The sequence below is a fragment of the Sphingomonas larreae genome (assembly GCF_051400595.1).
GTDB lineage: Bacteria > Pseudomonadota > Alphaproteobacteria > Sphingomonadales > Sphingomonadaceae > Sphingomonas.
Genome location: NZ_JBLFFI010000002.1, coordinates 340417 through 356678, shown reverse-complemented (window position 1 = coordinate 356678; position 16262 = coordinate 340417). Strand labels below are relative to the sequence as shown.

Below are 16262 nucleotides of genomic sequence, written 5' to 3'. Positions count from 1 at the left end.
GAGGCCGCCGCCTTACCAGATTTTCACGCGATCCTTGGGCGCGAGGTACAGTTTGTCGCCCGGCTTTACACCGAATGCATCATACCATGCGTCGACGTTGCGAACGATGCCGTTGACCCGATAGAAAGCGGGCGAGTGCGGATCGGTGAGCAGCCGCGCACGCAGCGCCCCCTCGCGTATCTTGCTCCGCCAGGCCTGCGCATAAGCAAGGAAGAAGCGTTGATCGCCGGTCAGCCCGTCGATCACCGGCGCCTTGCCATGTTCGGCCTGATAATGCTGGTATGCCGAATAGGCCGCCTCGACCCCGCCGAGGTCGCCGATGTTCTCGCCCAGCGTCAACGCGCCCTTCACCTTGGTGCCGGGTATCGGCTCATATTGGTCGTACTGACCGACCAGCACGCCGGTGCGCTGCGCGAAAGCGGCGCGCGTCGCGGGCGTCCACCAATTCTCGAACTTGCCCGAGGCCGAGAACTGGCTGCCCTGATCGTCGAAGCCATGCCCCATCTCATGGCCGATCACCGCGCCAATCGCCCCGTAGTTCACCGCCACGTCGGCCTTAGGATCGAAGAAGGGCGGCTGGAGGATCGCCGCGGGGAAGGTGATCTGGTTGGCGAGCGGGTCGTAGTAAGCGTTCACCGTTTGCGGCGTCATCTCCCACAAGGTGCGGTCGACCGGCTTGGGGAAGCGGCTGAGGTCGAGCTGGTGCTCGAACTCGCCCGCCCGCACGTTATTCCCGACCGGATCGCCGCGCACCACCTTGAGCGTCGAATAATCGACATAATGTGCCGGATGGCCCGTACGCGGCTCGAACGCGGCCAGCTTGGCGAGCGCCGCCTGCTTGGTCGCCGCGTCCATCCAGCCGTTATGCTCGATCCGATCGCGATAGGCGGCGCGCAGGTTCTGAATCAGCTCGGCCATCTTGGCCTCGCTCTCGGGCGGGTAGAAGCGGGCGACATAGACTTGCCCGACCGCCTCGCCCATCGCGCCGTTCACCAGCGCGACGCCGCGCTTCCACCGCGCGCGCTGCTCGGGCTGATCGGCCAGCGTCTTGCCGTAGAAGGCAAAGCTGGCGTCGTCGAACGCCTTGGGCAGCACCGCCGCCTGCGCCGAGGCGAAGCGGAACTTCATCCAGTCCTGCCAGGTGCCGACCGGGGTCGCCGCGAAGATCTTGCCGAGCGCGGTCAGTGCAGTGTCGTCGCTGACGATCAGCACCGGCTGCGCGCCATAGCCGGCGGTCTTCTCCATCGCGATGAAGTCGAACTCGGGCGCGAGCGTGCGGCGCTGCGCCACCGTCATCGGCTTGAGCATCTTGGCGAGATCGCGCTGCTCGACCGGCGACCATTGCACCTTGGCCATCGCGGTCTCGAGCGCGACGATGCGATCGGCCCGTGCCGCGGCCTCGCCGACGCCGGCGAGCGTCAGCACCTGCTCGACGTAGCGGCGATAGGCCGCGCGATAGGCGTCATATTTGGCGCCCGGCAGCAGATAATAGTCGCGCCCGCCCATGCCGAGCGAGCCCTGGCCCCAGCCAGCGACATAGCGCGACGGGTTTGAGGGATCGGGCAGCTGGCCGAGTTCGACCGGCGTGGCATAGCCGACGGTGGCGAACAGCTGTTGCAGCTTGGCGCGGTCGGTCGCGGCATCGATCCGCGCGAAATAGGGCTTCAGCGGCGCGATGCCGGCGCGCTCGATCGCGGCCTGGTCCATGAAGCTGGCGTAGAGCGCACCGATCTGCACCGCCGCCGGGCCGATCGCGGCGGGGTTGCTGGTCGCTTCCTCCAGGATGCGGCGCACCTGGAGCTCGGCCTCGTCGCTCAGCACGACCGCCGGCCCCGCCGACTGGCGATCCGCCGCGATCGCGGTGGTCTTGTCCCAATGCCCGTTGGCATAGGTCCAGAAGTCGTCGCCGGGCTTCACCGCGGTATCGCGCGCGGTGAGGTCGACGCCGAACGCGCCATAGCGCGCGCCGGCCGCCGCGCGCGCGGTCTGCGCCGTCGCCGACACCGCCCCGAGCGAGGCCACCAGCGACAGTCCCAGAAGTATCTTCGACGTCATCGCGTGCTGCATCCTCATACCTTCACTGTATCGCTCGATTATGGCACCGCGGCAACGGGCGCAATCGCGCGCTGCCGCGGGCGGCCGTGGCCCCGATCAGAAGTCCACGCGCAACGTGGTCGAGATGGTTCGGCCGTTGAGAAGACGCGGCCGGAGGATGCCGTTCGTGGGGACGGTGGCTTCGTCGAACGCGGCGATCGCACGAGCGTCGAACAGGTTGTTGGCATTGACGCTGAGCAGCAGTCGCTCGGCAGGACGCACCTGTACGAACGCGTTGGTGGTGACATAGCCCGGCGTTCTGAGCAGATCGACGTCCTGCGAGTAGCTCCCGGTTGTGCCGATGAAGACAGCACCCAGGCTGAAGCGCTCGGTGGCGAGCTGCGGCGTCGCCTGGAACACCCATTTGGCCTGATGCCGCGGCGTGTTGCCAACCACCGCCGAGTTGACCGCGTCACGCGTGATCTCGGCATCGGTGTACGTCGCGCCCGTTGTCAGCGCGAAAACACCGCGATGCACGCCCCCCTCGAACTCGAGTCCGGCGGCGCGATAGTCGCGCTCGATGATCTGGCTCGACACCGGATCGAAGTTGGTATCCTGCGCCTTGGCCCAGAAACCAGTGAGATTGAGCGTCAGCGCGGAGCTGCGATATTTCACGCCCGCCTCGGCCTGCTTGACAGGGTCGAAAGCGGCGCGAGGCAGCGCGAGGCTGCCGTCAAGAGTATTGACGATCGGGCTGAAGAGCAGGCGATCCGCATTGGCGCGTGCGCCGCGGCTATAGCGCGCAAACACCGCCAGCGGCTCGGCGACGCGGAAGTTGATCCCGGTCGAATAGGACAGATAGTGATAGTCATAGTCCACCGGCGCCGGCGAGCCGAGCGGAGTGACGCCAACCCGGGTCTCGGGTGCGGAAATCTCGCCATCGCCGTCGATATCGCGCGTCACCACGCCGATCCGGCCGCCGCCCAGGTCCGAGCCGAACATGCGTCCCTTGGCGGAGCCGATGTCGTAGCGCAGGCTGCCGCCGATCGCGACGCGGCCGATGTGGTAATTGACCGACGCGAACGGCGCGTTGACGGCGTAATCCACGTCGACGCTGCGCCGCCGCGTCCCGCGCGCGATCGCGAGATTGTAGGAATAGACGCCGTTCTTGGTCAGGGCGCGGCCATCCGCGGCGGCGACGTCGAGCAGCGCCGCGCTGCCGTCGCCGCGCACGTCGGAGAGGAATGTCGCCCACAGAGCCGCGCGATCCAACGCCTGTCGCGCGGCGTAGAAGCCCGCGGTGGTGGTGAGTTCACCCGTACCGAGGTTCCACACGCGGCTGGCGCGCACGTCGTTGGTGACGTTACGGTATGAATTGATCGGCAGGTCGAGGATGTTGAGCCCGGCGATCAGACCGTTGCCGTTGAGCGCGGCCGGATCCGCGATCGCCGCGCCGGCGCGCGGGCCGTTGGCGTAGGAGAGCCGCGCGCCGGCGCCACCGATCTTCGTGAGCGCCGCGGTGGCAGGAGCATAGGTGGTCGTGAAAGGCGTCGTCAGCCCGCCCGAGATGTCTGCGAGGCGGAACCGCTCCATGATCGTCCAGCCGGCGAGATCGATCTGCGTTTCGAGCCCGATCGACGCGGCCTTGGTCCGCTGGCCGTCCGCGACATCGTCGTGGACCGGATTGTTGGTCTGGTCGAGCAACAGCACGTCCCGGATGTACCGCGAGAGCAGCACGTCGTGGTTGGCTTCGAGCCCGGCGACATTGCGCGCGCGGGGATGGGCGTCGTTGCCGGTCGCGCGCACCGGCACGGTATCATAGAAGGGCGTGCGATCGTCGAGGTACTTGCCGTACAGCCGCACATAACCACGCTCGAAGGTCTTGGTGAGGTTCAGCTTCACTTGTCCGCCACGCTGTGCGTCGTAACCGGTGCGACGCGGCCCCTCGCCCTGGCGGAAGAAGCCACCCACATGATAGCGCAGCGTGTCGCTGAGCCCACCGCCAAGATCGGCGTCAAAACGGTATTGCGCATAGTCGAGCCCCGCCGTCAGCGCCGCCGCGCCGCCCTCCTTCTCGCCCGTCTTCGAGATGAAATTGATCAGCCCGCCGGGCGAGTTGGACGCGAAGGTAGAGGCCGAGCCGCCGCGGATCACCTCGACCTGCGCCAGGCTGAGGTCGGCGCGGATCAGATTGTCAGGTCCCATGCCCTGGATGTCGCCGAACTCGAGCACCGGCAGCCCGTCCTCCTGCATCTGAACGAACTTCACGCCGGACGAGGCGAGCGGCAGACCGCGGATCGAGACGTTGGCCAATCCCTCGCCGTTCGACGGTTCCGAACGCAGCCCGGGAATGTCGCGCAGCAGGTCACCGGTCGAGCGCGGCGCCAGCTTCTCGATGTCGGCTTCCCTGAGATTGCTGGTCGATGTCGCACTATCGAGCCGGTCGCGCCCTTTCGCAACGCCGGTGGTGACGGTGTCGGGTGACATATCCTGCCCAGCAGCAGCATCATCGGAGACGGGATCAGCAGCCGAAGCCAAGGCGGTAGACGAGAGCGCCGCTGCTAAGATCAAGGAAAACACTTCAACTTTCCCTTTTATGGTTCTTGGTGCCGGCACACCGCTATTCCACAAAAGGTTAACGTTTTTACACTTTAGCTTTCAGTAATTTACGCTAGCTTGAACTTTGCTTCCTCGAAACAGAGGCTTATCACCACTTGACCCGATGTGGGGACAGGATCTTCAGCAGGTCAACCCATGAACCCCTGCGTGAATCGATCGTTCGAGCGAGGTGACCACCGCGCACGATCCCTCCCCGCGTGCGGCCTGGCGTCCGCGTCGCCTCCTCATTACCCGGGCGGCGCGCAGCTTCGCGCACGGGCGCGCTATCGCCGAGCGCGCCGCCGCCGCGGGCGTGGACGTGGTCGATCTCGCGGGCGACCGCCTGACGCTCGACCTGCCGGACGATCCCCGCCGTGCCTATGCCGCCGCCAAGTCCACCTTGGCGGTCACGGTGGCGCCGCCGTCGAAGCGCCGGCTCCAGCCGATCGCGCCGAGCGCGGACTGGCGTGTCGACCTAGCCGAGGGTTGCCCAGCCCACTGCAGCTATTGCTATCTCGCCGGTTCACTGTCCGGACCGCCGATCACGCGCGTCTACGCCAATCTCGACGAGATCCTTGCCGCGCTGCCGGAGCATCTCGGCCGCGGCACCGTCACCTCGCGCCAGCGTGCGCGTGCCGGCGAGGGGACCACCTTTGAGGCGTCTTGCTACACCGACCCGCTCGCGATCGAGCCGCTGACCGGGTCGCTGTCCGCCGCGATCGCATGGTTCGGGCGCTGGCAGGCGGATGCACAGCTGCGCTTCACCACAAAGTTCGCCGACGTGACCCCGCTGCTCGCGCTCGATCACGGCGGACGGACGCGGATGCGCGCCTCGATCAACCCGCGCGCGTTCGCGCAATTCGAGGGCGGCACGGCGCCCGTCGCGGCGCGGCTCGCAGCACTGCGACGGATGGCGGACGCGGGCTATCCGGTCGGGCTGACGATCGCGCCGATCATCGCCGCGCCGGGCTGGGAAGACGCCTATGGCGGACTGATCGATCACGCCGCGGCGGCGCTCGCCGATGCGCCACGGCTGGATCTCACGGTCGAGCTCATCACCCATCGCTACACCGCCACGTCGCGCGCGGTGCTCGACAGCTGGTATCCGGGTTCGTCGCTCGACATGAGCGGGCAGGACCGCGCCACCAAGCGCACCAAGTTCGGCGGAGAAAAGCAGGTCTATGACGCCGCGACGATGCGCGCACTACGCAGCTTCTTCGAGGGCCGGATCGGCCAAGCGCTGCCCGCCGCCACGATCCTCTACTGGACATGACGATCTGGTTCACCGCCGACACCCATTTCGGCGATCACCGTACGATCAACATTTGGCGCCGTCCCTTCCCGGACGTGGCGACGATGGACGCAGCGCTGGTCGCCGGGTGGAATGCCGTGGTCGCGCCCGGCGACACGGTCTGGCATCTCGGTGACGTGGCGCGCCGCAGCGAGGCGGTGGCGGCGCTGCTGCGCGAGCTAAACGGGACGAAGCATCTGCTGCGCGGCAACAACGACCCCGACGGGACGCTCACCGCCGCGGGCTGGGCAAGCGTTGACGACTATGTCGAGCTGGAGCACGAAGGCCGGCGGCTGGTGCTCGGCCATTATCCCTATCGCAGCTGGAACGGGCAGCACCGCGGCGCGATCAACCTCCACGGACACAGCCACGGGCGTCTGGCGCCGCTGCCACGCCAGTTCGACGTCGGCGTCGACGCGCGCGGCTTCGCGCCCGTCACGCTCGCGCAGCTGCTCGCGGCGTCGCCTCGCAAAGCGCGGGCGCGCTCCTTATCTACGGCGCCAACGGAGGTGTCATGACCGATTATCGCAAGACCGACGAGGCGATCGCGCGGCTCACGCCGGAGCAATATCGCGTCACCCAGCAGAACGGCACCGAGCGGCCGGGAACCGGCGCGCTGCTCAACAACAAGGAGCCCGGCATCTACGTCGATGTGGTCTCGGGCGAGCCACTGTTCGCCAGCGCGGACAAATATGAGTCGGGCTGCGGCTGGCCCAGCTTCACCAAGCCGATCGAACCCGCCAACGTCAGCGAGCTGGTTGACCGCTCGCACTTCATGACGCGTACCGAGGTACGCTCGACACATGGCGACAGCCATCTCGGCCATGTCTTCGACGATGGCCCGCGCGATCGCGGCGGGCTACGCTATTGCATCAACTCCGCCTCGCTCCGTTTCGTCCATCGCGACGACATGGTGGCCGAAGGCTATGGCGCCTATCTGCCGCAGGTCGAGGACGTCGGCTAAATCACCACGCGCGGCGTGCTCACCACAGCACGCCGTTCTCGGGCGCGATCGGGTCGGGCGCTTCCTCGCCGATCGACTGGAGCAGATCTATCTCGATCGTCCGACACATCGCGGTGAGCGGAAGATCGTGGACAGTGTTGGCGAACGGATCGACGAGATCGTCACCGATCGCCAGCACCGCGAGGAACATCAGCCCTGCCACGGTCGAGCCTAGCGGGGTGGCGAAGCCCAGTGTCTCGACCAGCCCGATCGGCAGCAGCACGCAGAACAGATGCGTGAAGATCATCGGGAAAAAGCGATATTGATTGGGAAGCGGCGTGTTCTTGAGCCGCTCCATACCGCCTTGCGCGTTGGCGATATCGATGAGCACGCGCTCGATCGACGTCTGCTGGATCGTGTCGATCCAGCCGTTCTCGCGTGCGAGATTCACGCGCCGCCCGGTGCCGTCGACGATCCCGTTGGCGATGTTCGTGCGCGACAAAGCGAAGTCCGCCTCCCCTTTGGAGAGGAAGCGCAACACCTCGTCGTCTGCCTTCTGCTTGCGGAGCTGACAGCGCAGCGCGTTCACATAGGCGATCTGGCGCAACACGATCGTGCGCTTCATGTCGCGTGCCTCCGGATCGGGGAGGAAGTTGCGCGCGGCGCGTGCCAGATTGCGGCTGGCGTTGATCATCAGCCCCCACAGTGACCGCCCCTCCCACCAGCGCTGATACGCCGAGTTGCTGCGGAAGCCGAGGAAGAGCGCGAGCGCAGAGCCGAACAGCGTCAGCGGCAGCTCGGGCGCCTTGAACGGCAAAATATAGTAAGTGACCGTGACGACCACGTCCCAGATGAAGAGCAGCAGCAACGGCTTCCAGACTTCGCGGACGATCTGGGTCAGACGGGGAACGGCGGTGACGATCATGCTCGGCTAACGCACATTATACCCGGTCGTTGCACGTGCGACACCAATCGTCACACATCGTACATGCGGAGCTTGTCGGGGTTCGGAGTTGCATTCACTGAAGTGGCGATGGAGCGCGCGACCGCGCCGCCACACCTCACCCCACCAGCGCGCGGTCGCGCAGCCCGCGCCACACGCGCAGCGCCTGTACCGTCTCGGCAACGTCATGCACGCGCAGCAATTGCACGCCCGCCTCCGCCCCTTTCAATGCAAGCGCGACCGAACCGCCAAGCCGCTCGCCCACCGCGGCTTCGTTGCTCAAGGCGCCGATCAGCCGCTTGCGGCTGGCGCCCAGCATGATCGCGCAGCCGAGCCCGTGGAAGGTCGCCAACCCATTGAGCAGCGCGAGATTGTCCGCCAGCGACTTGCCGAAGCCGATGCCCGGGTCGACGATCACGCGCGCGCGCTCCACTCCGGCCGCGACCACCGTATCGACACGCGCCTCGAGCCAGTCGAACACTTCGCCGACCACATCCGCATAGGCGCGCCGGCCGTGCCCGCCCGCGGCGGGGTCGGGCGAGTGCATCAGGATCACGGGCGCGCGGCTGCGCACCACCACTTCAAGCGCGCGCGCGTCCCACAATAATGCGGACACGTCGTTGACGATCGCGGCGCCCGCGGCGAGTGCGGCCTCCATCACCGGCGCCTTGCGCGTGTCGACCGACACCAGCGCTCCGGCACGCGCGAGCCGCTCGACCACGGGAGCGACGCGGCGCGCCTCGTCCTCCTCCCACACCAGCGCGGCGCCGGGACGGGTCGACTCGCCGCCGACGTCGATCAGCGCGGCGCCGCCCGCTGCCATCGCCATGCCCGCGGCGGCAGCGGCAACGGGATCGTCGACGTGCGCGCCGCCGTCGGAGAAGCTGTCCGGCGTGACGTTGAGGATCGCGGCGACCTGCGGCTGATCGAGCCGCAACGTGCGCTCGCCGAGCGTGAGCGGCGCGCGCGGCGCGGTGATGCGGGCGTGGAGCAGCGCGGCGCGTGGACCGAGCGTCGCCACATCGGCAACGGGGATGATGCGACGCCCGCCCTGTGCGCTGACCTCATAGGCGGCGAACCATTGCATCCCGCCGGCGAGCCGCCCGACATGACCCTCCGGATAGGCGAACGGCGCGTCGACGAAGTGGATCGGGCGAAGGCGCATGTGAGTTTCTCTAGTCTCGCCTGCGGCTGAGGAAAGGGGGGGGATCGGTTCGTGCTGCTGAAGGGAGTCGGCCTGACATCCCCTTCCTGCAAGGGTGGAGGCGGGGTAAGTCGCGACCTCGTGATGCGGCGAGGACGGCTCACGCCGGCGACCGTGTTAGTCGCTCCCGATCCTGCCCGCCCCTCCCTTTGCAGGGGAAGCAGGAGGACGCGCACCCGCTCAGGGCTGGGTTGCGAGCAGATACGTCTGCCGCACGCGGTCGATCGGCTCGAGGGCGCCGTCCACCTCGCGGTGCCAGAAGGTCCAGCCGTTGCACGCGGGCGCCTGCTGCAACGCCGCGCCCACCTTGTGGATCGAGCCGGTCGTGCCGCAGGCGCTCGCCAGCGACCCATCCGCGCGGACCGACGCGGCATAGCGCCGCTTGGCGTCGACCAGCAGCGTGCCGGGCGTCAGATAGCCGTTCTCGACAAGCACGCCGAACGCCACCTTGGGCTGCGCGCGCGGACTCTGCATCGTCGCCAGCGCTGATTCGTCGAGCGGCAGCGCCGCCGCGATCCGCTCGGCCGCGGCATCGACATACGATAGCTCGCGCTCGATCCCGATCCAGCGCCGCCCCAGCCGCTTCGCCACCGCGCCGGTCGTGCCGGTGCCGAAGAACGGATCGAGCACGACGTCGCCCGGCTTGGTGCAGGCGAGCAGGATGCGGTAGATCAGCGCCTCGGGCTTCTGCGTCGGGTGCACCTTCACCCCGCCTTTCTTGAGCCGCTCCTGCCCGCCGCAGATCGGGAACTCCCAGTCCGAGCGCATCTGCAGCTCGTCGTTGAGCGTCTTCATGCTGCGGTAGTTGAAGGTGTATTTGGCCTTTTCGCCCTTGGACGCCCAGATCAGCGTTTCATGCGCATTGGTGAAGCGCGTGCCGCGGAAGTTCGGCATCGGGTTGGCCTTGCGCCACACGATGTCGTTGAGGATCCAATAGCCCAGGTCCTGTACCGCGACACCCACGCGGAAGATGTTGTGGTAGCTGCCGATCACCCAGATCGTGCCGTCGTCCTTGAGGATCCGGTGCGCCTCGGCAAGCCAGGCGCGGGTGAACGCGTCATAATGTGCGAACGTGTCGAACTTGTCCCACTCGTCCGTCACCGCGTCGACATGGCTGCCGTCGGGACGGAACAGCTCGCCGCCGAGTTGCAGGTTGTAGGGCGGATCGGCGAAGATCATGTCGACCGATCGGGCCGGCAGCGCGCGCATCGCCGCGATGCAATCGCCCATCACGATCTGGTCGAGCGGCAGCGGCGGCGTCGCCGGTTCCGCCGCGCGTCGCGACCGCGCGACCTTCTCCATCACCCCCATCGATCAGCTCCCCTTTGCCCGCGCAAAAGGCCGTCAAACAACGACTCCGTCAAGCGGACTTTCGCTGACGACTCGCGGATTCGACGCGAGTCGTCAGCGGAACAGGACGAGTCCGCGCCCACATGTTGAGTCGATTGAGCGGGTGGAGACTCGATATGTGGTAGTGTGACGCAAAAGACTCAGAATGGCAGAACCGCCTGCGCGACCGGTGCGAAACTGCGGCGATGGAGCGGCGACGGCCCATGTTCGCGCAGCGCGCGCAGATGCGCGGGGCAGCCATAGCCCTTGTTCGAGTGCCATCCGTAATGCGGGTGCGATTCGGCGGCAGCGATCATGATCTGGTCGCGCGTGTGCTTGGCGACGATCGACGCCGCCGCGATCGAGCGGCTCGCGGCATCGCCGCCGACGATTGCCGTGGCGGCATAGCCCCAGCGCGGCAGCCGGTTGCCGTCGACCAGGACATGGCCGGGCGGACAGCCCAGCGCCTGCGCGAGCTCGTCCACCGCGAGCGTCATCGCCTTCATGGTCGCCCAGTAGATGTTGAGCGTGTCGATCTCGGCGGGCTCGACGATGCCGACCCCGACCATCGCACAGTCGCGCAGCCGCGCGTACAGCCGCGCGCGCTCGGCGGCCGGGACCTTTTTCGAGTCGTCGATCCCCCGCGGCACGCCTTTGGCCGGCAACACGACGGCCGCAGCGACCACCGGTCCTGCCAGCGGCCCCCGCCCGGCCTCGTCCACCCCCGCGACCGGCGGGAGGCAGCGCTTCTCGTGAAGCAGCCCCGGCATCAAAGCCGCCATGGCGGGAAGCGGCGGTTCTCGCCCGCCTGGTAGAGGCACAGAGCATTGCCCGAGGGATCGCGCAGCCGCGCCTCGCGCCAGCCCCAGGCACGATCAACCGGCGCCTCGATAGACACGCCGGCGGCGCGCGCCTGTGCCACCACGGTGTCGACGTCCGCCACCTCGAGGAAGATCAATGGCGCCCCCGCGATCTCATGCGCTGCTTCGATCGACAGCGTCGTGCCGCCCGCGGTCTCGAACCGAACGTAGCGCGTGCCGCTTGCCACGATCGGGGTGAGCCCGAGCCCGCGGTAGAAAGCGAGCGCAGCGATCGGGTCGTTGGCGGGAAGGGTCACATGGTTGAGCATCGGCATCGCTTCCGCCGAGTCGAAGCGTACGCGTGCATGGCCCATCGGTCCGTGCCCCGCGCCCAGTCCCGGCGCCTCGTGGAGCGCGACGCGGACGAACGCGCGCGCGCGCTGGATCGCATCGACCGGCGTCAGTCCGCGCGCGAGTCCCTCCGCGATCGCGCTCGCCAGCGTGCAGCCGGTACCATGGCTGTGACGCGTATCGATCCGCGCCGCTTCCCAGCGCACGATCTCGCCATGTGCGGCGATCAGGCGGTCGACCACCACTGCGCCCTCCGCATGCCCGCCCTTGACCAGCAGCGGCGTACCGATCGCGGCGGCGTAATCGCGCGCGGCCGCCTCCACCTCGTCGGCGTGCAGCGTGTCACGCCCGCACAGCGCGGCGAGTTCGGGCAGATTGGGGGTGACCAGCGCGCTCATCCGCGCGAGCCGCTCGAACGCCGCAATCGTGGCGGCGTCGGCGAGCACCGCCCCGCTGCTCGCCACCATCACCGGGTCGAGCACGACTGCGCCGCCATAGCGCGTGTCTTCGAGTTCGTCGGCGACCGCGGCGGCGATGGCGGCGCTGCCCAGCATTCCGATCTTGACCGCGTCGACGCCGAGGTCATCGACCACGCTCGCCATTTGCTGCCGCACCAGCGCGGGCGACAGCGCCGCGACGGCCTGGACGCCCAAGGTGTTCTGCGCGGTGATCGCGGTGATCGCGGTCATTGCATGGCCGCCCAGCATCGTGACGGTCTTGATGTCGGCCTGGACCCCCGCGCCACCGCCCGAATCGGAGCCGGCGACGATCAGCACGCGCGGGGTCATGCGCCGTGGCGCCGCTCGGTCGCGGCCGGATGTTTACGCAGCGTCGCGCCGACTCGCGCAGGGCGGTCGAGCAGCTCGCCCCCGCAGCCGGGGCAGCGCTCGTCGAGCGCGTCGGCACAATCGGCGCAATAGGTACATTCGAGCGAGCAGATGAACGCGCCGCCCTCGTCGGCGGGCAAGTCGACGCCGCAGCGCTCGCAATCGGGTCGCATCTCCAGCATGCGCGCGCTGTAGCGGCTGTGCGACGCAAGGTCACGGGCGATGGTGGTTGGGGGCGGCGTGTGGAAAAGAGAATGGCTCTTCCGCGGCGTCATCGTGAAGCCCCGCTGCATCCCGAACTTGATTCAGGATCCACCGTCCCGCGCGCACCTCGGCATCGAAGTGTGCGGGAGAGTAGATCCTGAAACGGGTTCAGGATGGCGCCGCGATAGCGAGAAAAAGCGCCACCCCCTCGCTCACGCCGCGGCGCGCACCGCGTCGCAAATGCGGTCGACCACCCGCTCCACCTGCTGCGGGTCGTCGCCCTCGGCCATCACGCGGATCACCGGCTCGGTGCCGGAGGGCCGGATCACGAGGCGGCCGCTGCCCGCCAGCTCCGCTTCCGCCTCGGCGATCACCGCCTGTACTGATTCCTGCTCGAGCGGTCGTCCGCCAGCGAAGCGGACGTTCTTGAGCAACTGCGGCAGCGGCTCGAAGCGGTGAAGCACCTCGCTCGCGGGCGCGCCGGCGCGGCACACCTCCGCCAGCACCTGCAGCGCGGCGACGAGTCCGTCGCCCGTGGTGGCATAATCCGATAGGATGATATGCCCCGACTGCTCGCCGCCGACATTGTAGCCGCGCCGCCGCATCGCCTCGAGCACGTAGCGGTCCCCCACCTTCGTCCGGATCAGTCCCAGCCCCTGCGCGGACAGATGCCGCTCGAGCCCGAGATTGGACATCACGGTCGCGACCAGCCCGCCACCGACAAGCCGTCCGGCGCGCGCCCAGCTCGCCGCGATCGTCGCCATCAGCTGGTCGCCGTCGATCACGCGACCGCGCTCGTCCACCACGATCAACCGGTCGGCGTCGCCGTCGAGCGCGATGCCGATCGCTGCGCCATGCGCCACCACCGCGGCGGACAGCGCCTCGGGATGGGTCGACCCGATCCTGTCGTTGATGTTGAGCCCGTTGGGCTGGACGCCGATCTGGACGAGATCTGCGCCGAGTTCCCACAGCGCCTCGGGTGCGACCTGATAGGCCGCGCCGTTGGCGCAATCGATCACCACCTTGAGCGAGTCGAGCCGCAGGTCGGAGGGGAAGGTCGACTTCGCGAAATGGATGTAACGCCCGCGTGCGTCGTCGATTCGCTTGGCGCGCCCGATCTCGCCCGCCGGCGCCAGCGTCACCTCGCGGTCGATCGCCGCCTCAATCGCCTCCTCGTCGGCGTCGGACAGCTTGTAGCCGTCCGGACCGAACAATTTGATCCCGTTGTCCGCGAAGGGATTGTGGCTGGCCGAGATCATCACGCCCATGTCGGCGCGCATCGATTTGGTCAGCATCGCCACCGCCGGGGTTGGCATCGGTCCGACGAGCGTCACGTCCATGCCGACGCTGGTGAAGCCCGCCTGAAGCGCGCTCTCGAGCATATAGCCGGACAGCCGTGTGTCCTTGCCGATCACCACACGGTGGCGGTGATCGCCGCGCAGGAAGTGACGACCCGCTGCCATGCCGACCTTCATCGCCATCTCGGCGGTCATTGCGCCGGTATTGGTGAGGCCGCGTATACCGTCGGTTCCGAAATATTTCCTTGCCATCGCCTCGTCCGTTCGCTCCGCTGGGCGGCTCCCATAAACGATGACGAACGAAGGGCGAAGAGCGCGCTGATGTCGCAGGCTACCCGTATTCTCCTCGCGCTGGTCGCGGGTCTCGCCGGCGGGATCGTGCTGGGGCGCGTGGCGCCCGGCGCGGTGCCCGGCGTCGTCGCGGTGGCCGAGCCGCTCGGCACCGCCTGGCTCCACGCGCTGCAGATGACGATCGTGCCGCTGGTGGTGTCGCTGCTGGTCACGGGGGTGGCCGCCACCGCGGAGGCGGCACGCGCGGGACGGCTCGCGGCGCGTGCGATCGCGCTCTACGTCGCACTGCTCGCCACCTCTGCGACGATCGCGGCGCTGCTGACGCCGCTGTTGCTCGCGCTGGTACCGCTGCCGACGGCCTCCGCCGCCGCGCTGCGCCATGCGCTGTCGAACGCCACCGCGGTGCCGGCCGTGCCGCCGCTGGGTGAGTTCTTCGCCGGCATCGTGCCCACCAACGTGATCCAGGCGGCGGCAAGCGACGCCTTCCTGTCGCTGATCATCTTCACGCTCGTGTTCGCTTTTGCGATCGCGCGGATCGAGCGCGACCAGCGCGACCTGCTGGTGCGGCTGTTCACCGCGCTGCGTGACGCGATGCTGGTGGTGATCGACTGGGTGCTGTGGATCGCGCCCGCGGGCGTGTTCGCGCTCGCGCTGGTGGTGGGTGCGCGCGCGGGCACCGGCGCATTCGGCGCGCTGATCCACTATATCCTCATCGTCAGCGCCTCGGGCGTGGCGATGATGCTGCTCGCTTACCCGATCGCGCGGTTCGGCGCGCGCGTGCCGCTGGGCCGCTTCACCCGCGCCACCTTTCCGGCGCAGGCGGTGGCGATCAGCACGCAGAGTTCGCTCGCGTCGATGCCCGCGATGATCGAAGGTGCGCGCGAGCTCGGCGTCGAGGTGCGGATCGCGGGCGTCACCTTGCCGCTGGCGGTCGCGATCTTCCGCGCCACCGGGCCGGCGATGAACCTCGCGGTGGCGATCTACGTCGCGACGTGGTTCGGCGTGTCGCTGTCGCCCGCAACGCTCGCGATCGGCGTGGTAGTGGCGACGCTGACCTCGCTCGGCTCGGTCAGCCTGCCCGGTACGGTGAGCTACGTCAGCGCGATCGCGCCGATCGCGGGAACGATTGGCGCCCCGATCGCCCCGCTCGGGCTGCTGGTGGCGGTGGAGACGATCCCCGACATCATCCGCACCGTCGGCAACGTCACCATGGACATCGCCACCACCGCGCTGCTCGGTCACGGTGACGGCACGGCGGACCGCCCCCGCCCCCCGCGCGAGTGACGCCGATCTTGACGTCAGCGGACCGCATCCTTTACTGACACCCCTGTCAATAAGGAGTCGTTCCCGTGACCCGCATGCCTCCCTACCCCGGCACGAGCGGGCGCCGCGACTGGCCCGCCGCTCTCGATGCGGTGCGCCGGCTGATGCGCGACGCCGACGACACGCGCCAGGTGTTCCGTATCATGCGCGCGCTCAACGTGGGCAACGCGCCGGCCAATTATGCGCGGCTGATCGCTTCCGCAGAGGGCGGGCGACTCGCCTATGACCGGGTGGAGCTTTCCGAACTGCTGTCCGATCGCGCCGCCGTCGAGCGCTTCGCGCCCGGGACGGTCGGCGCGGCCTACCGCGACTTTCTGGCGACCACCGGCTACACCGCCGACGGGCTCGTCGCGGTGAGCGAGAGCGAGCATGAGTCCGCTTGGGGCGCGCTTCACCCTTATGGCTGGATGGGGCGCCGTATCCGCGACCTGCACGATCTGTGGCACGTGCTCACCGGCTACGAGACGGATGACCCGCTCGGCGAGGCAGCGCTGGTCGCCTTCAGCTTCGCGCAGGTTGGCGGGCTTGGCTGGGCGCTGATCGCCGCCGCGGCGGCGGCAAAGAGCTTCGTCGTGGCGCGCAATGGCCTGTTCGCGCGCGCGGTGTGGGAGGGCTATCGGCATGGCCGAAGCGCCGCCTGGCTGGTCGGCGAGGATCCGGTCGCGCTGCTCGACGAGCCGCTCGACCGCGCCCGCGCACGCCTCGGCATCCGCGAACCGCGCGCTTATCGTCACGCACGGCGCGAACTGGGCGCGATGATCGACTCGTTCGGCGGCACCGAGCGCGCCGCGGCGTGATTTCTATGCGGCCCGCAGAGCCGGTGTGC

At 68.3% G+C, this 16262-nt stretch carries 14 protein-coding genes; 5 read left to right on the top strand and 9 right to left on the bottom strand.

All coding sequences use genetic code 11. The annotated features are described in order from the left end of the window. Positions 1-12: 12 nt before the first annotated feature. Together ACMGDM_RS09880 and ACMGDM_RS09875 are read right to left on the bottom strand one after the other, a co-directional pair. Entirely contained in the window at positions 13-2055 is a 2043-nt protein-coding gene (locus tag ACMGDM_RS09880; RefSeq protein WP_436803963.1) for a M13 family metallopeptidase, read from the bottom strand. A 96-nt stretch (positions 2056-2151) separates the two neighbouring features. Further along, positions 2152-4521: a TonB-dependent receptor gene (locus tag ACMGDM_RS09875; RefSeq protein ID WP_436803962.1), complete on the bottom strand. Its 2370-nt coding sequence runs from the start codon at positions 4519-4521 to the stop codon at positions 2152-2154. A gap of 301 nt (positions 4522-4822) precedes the next feature. Between ACMGDM_RS09875 and ACMGDM_RS09870 the strand changes: the two genes are divergently transcribed. The 3 genes from ACMGDM_RS09870 to msrB are packed head-to-tail and all read left to right on the top strand — an operon-like array spanning position 4823 to position 6887. Beyond that, the gene (locus ACMGDM_RS09870; protein WP_436803961.1) at positions 4823-5905 is read left to right on the top strand and encodes an SPL family radical SAM protein; all 1083 of its coding nucleotides are present in this window, start codon (positions 4823-4825) and stop codon (positions 5903-5905) included. Further along, positions 5902-6441, top strand: a complete 540-nt coding sequence (locus ACMGDM_RS09865; protein WP_436803960.1) for a metallophosphoesterase — start codon at positions 5902-5904, stop codon at positions 6439-6441. Before ACMGDM_RS09870 ends, ACMGDM_RS09865 begins: the two co-directional genes overlap by 4 nt. Beyond that, a complete protein-coding gene (msrB, locus tag ACMGDM_RS09860) occupies positions 6438-6887 on the top strand; it encodes a peptide-methionine (R)-S-oxide reductase MsrB (RefSeq protein ID WP_436803959.1) in 450 nt (149 codons plus the stop codon). Before ACMGDM_RS09865 ends, msrB begins: the two co-directional genes overlap by 4 nt. Positions 6888-6906: 19 nt before the next feature. Here msrB and ACMGDM_RS09855 read toward each other — a convergent pair whose 3' ends face one another. The 7 genes from ACMGDM_RS09855 to glmM all read right to left on the bottom strand — a co-directional run bounded on the left by ACMGDM_RS09855 (position 6907) and on the right by glmM (position 14074). Then, positions 6907-7791, bottom strand: a complete 885-nt coding sequence (locus ACMGDM_RS09855; RefSeq protein ID WP_436803958.1) for a bestrophin family protein — start codon at positions 7789-7791, stop codon at positions 6907-6909. Positions 7792-7927: 136 nt separating this feature from the next. Beyond that, complete coding sequence (gene folP / locus ACMGDM_RS09850; RefSeq protein WP_436803957.1) at positions 7928-8974, bottom strand: dihydropteroate synthase; 1047 nt, start codon at positions 8972-8974, stop codon at positions 7928-7930. Between the two features lie 219 nt (positions 8975-9193). Next, positions 9194-10324, bottom strand: a complete 1131-nt coding sequence (locus tag ACMGDM_RS09845) for a site-specific DNA-methyltransferase (RefSeq protein ID WP_436803956.1) — start codon at positions 10322-10324, stop codon at positions 9194-9196. A gap of 179 nt (positions 10325-10503) precedes the next feature. Continuing rightward, positions 10504-11112 carry a ribonuclease HII gene (rnhB, locus tag ACMGDM_RS09840; RefSeq protein ID WP_436803955.1) on the bottom strand — a complete coding sequence of 203 codons (609 nt, stop codon included), beginning with the start codon at positions 11110-11112 and terminating at the stop codon, positions 10504-10506. Beyond that, the gene (gene thiD / locus ACMGDM_RS09835) at positions 11112-12281 is read right to left on the bottom strand and encodes a bifunctional hydroxymethylpyrimidine kinase/phosphomethylpyrimidine kinase (RefSeq protein ID WP_436803954.1); all 1170 of its coding nucleotides are present in this window, start codon (positions 12279-12281) and stop codon (positions 11112-11114) included. Before thiD ends, rnhB begins: the two co-directional genes overlap by 1 nt. Next, positions 12278-12502, bottom strand: a complete 225-nt coding sequence (locus tag ACMGDM_RS09830; RefSeq protein WP_436803953.1) for a DUF1272 domain-containing protein — start codon at positions 12500-12502, stop codon at positions 12278-12280. Before ACMGDM_RS09830 ends, thiD begins: the two co-directional genes overlap by 4 nt. A 234-nt stretch (positions 12503-12736) precedes the next feature. After that, positions 12737-14074, bottom strand: a complete 1338-nt coding sequence (glmM, locus tag ACMGDM_RS09825; RefSeq protein ID WP_436803952.1) for a phosphoglucosamine mutase — start codon at positions 14072-14074, stop codon at positions 12737-12739. A gap of 69 nt (positions 14075-14143) precedes the next feature. On the opposite strand from glmM, the gene ACMGDM_RS09820 reads away from it, so the two are divergent. Next, positions 14144-15397, top strand: a complete 1254-nt coding sequence (locus ACMGDM_RS09820; RefSeq protein ID WP_436803951.1) for a dicarboxylate/amino acid:cation symporter — start codon at positions 14144-14146, stop codon at positions 15395-15397. 74 nt (positions 15398-15471) lie between these two features. Next, entirely contained in the window at positions 15472-16233 is a 762-nt protein-coding gene (locus ACMGDM_RS09815; RefSeq protein WP_436804259.1) for a Coq4 family protein, read from the top strand. Positions 16234-16262 lie beyond the last annotated feature (29 nt).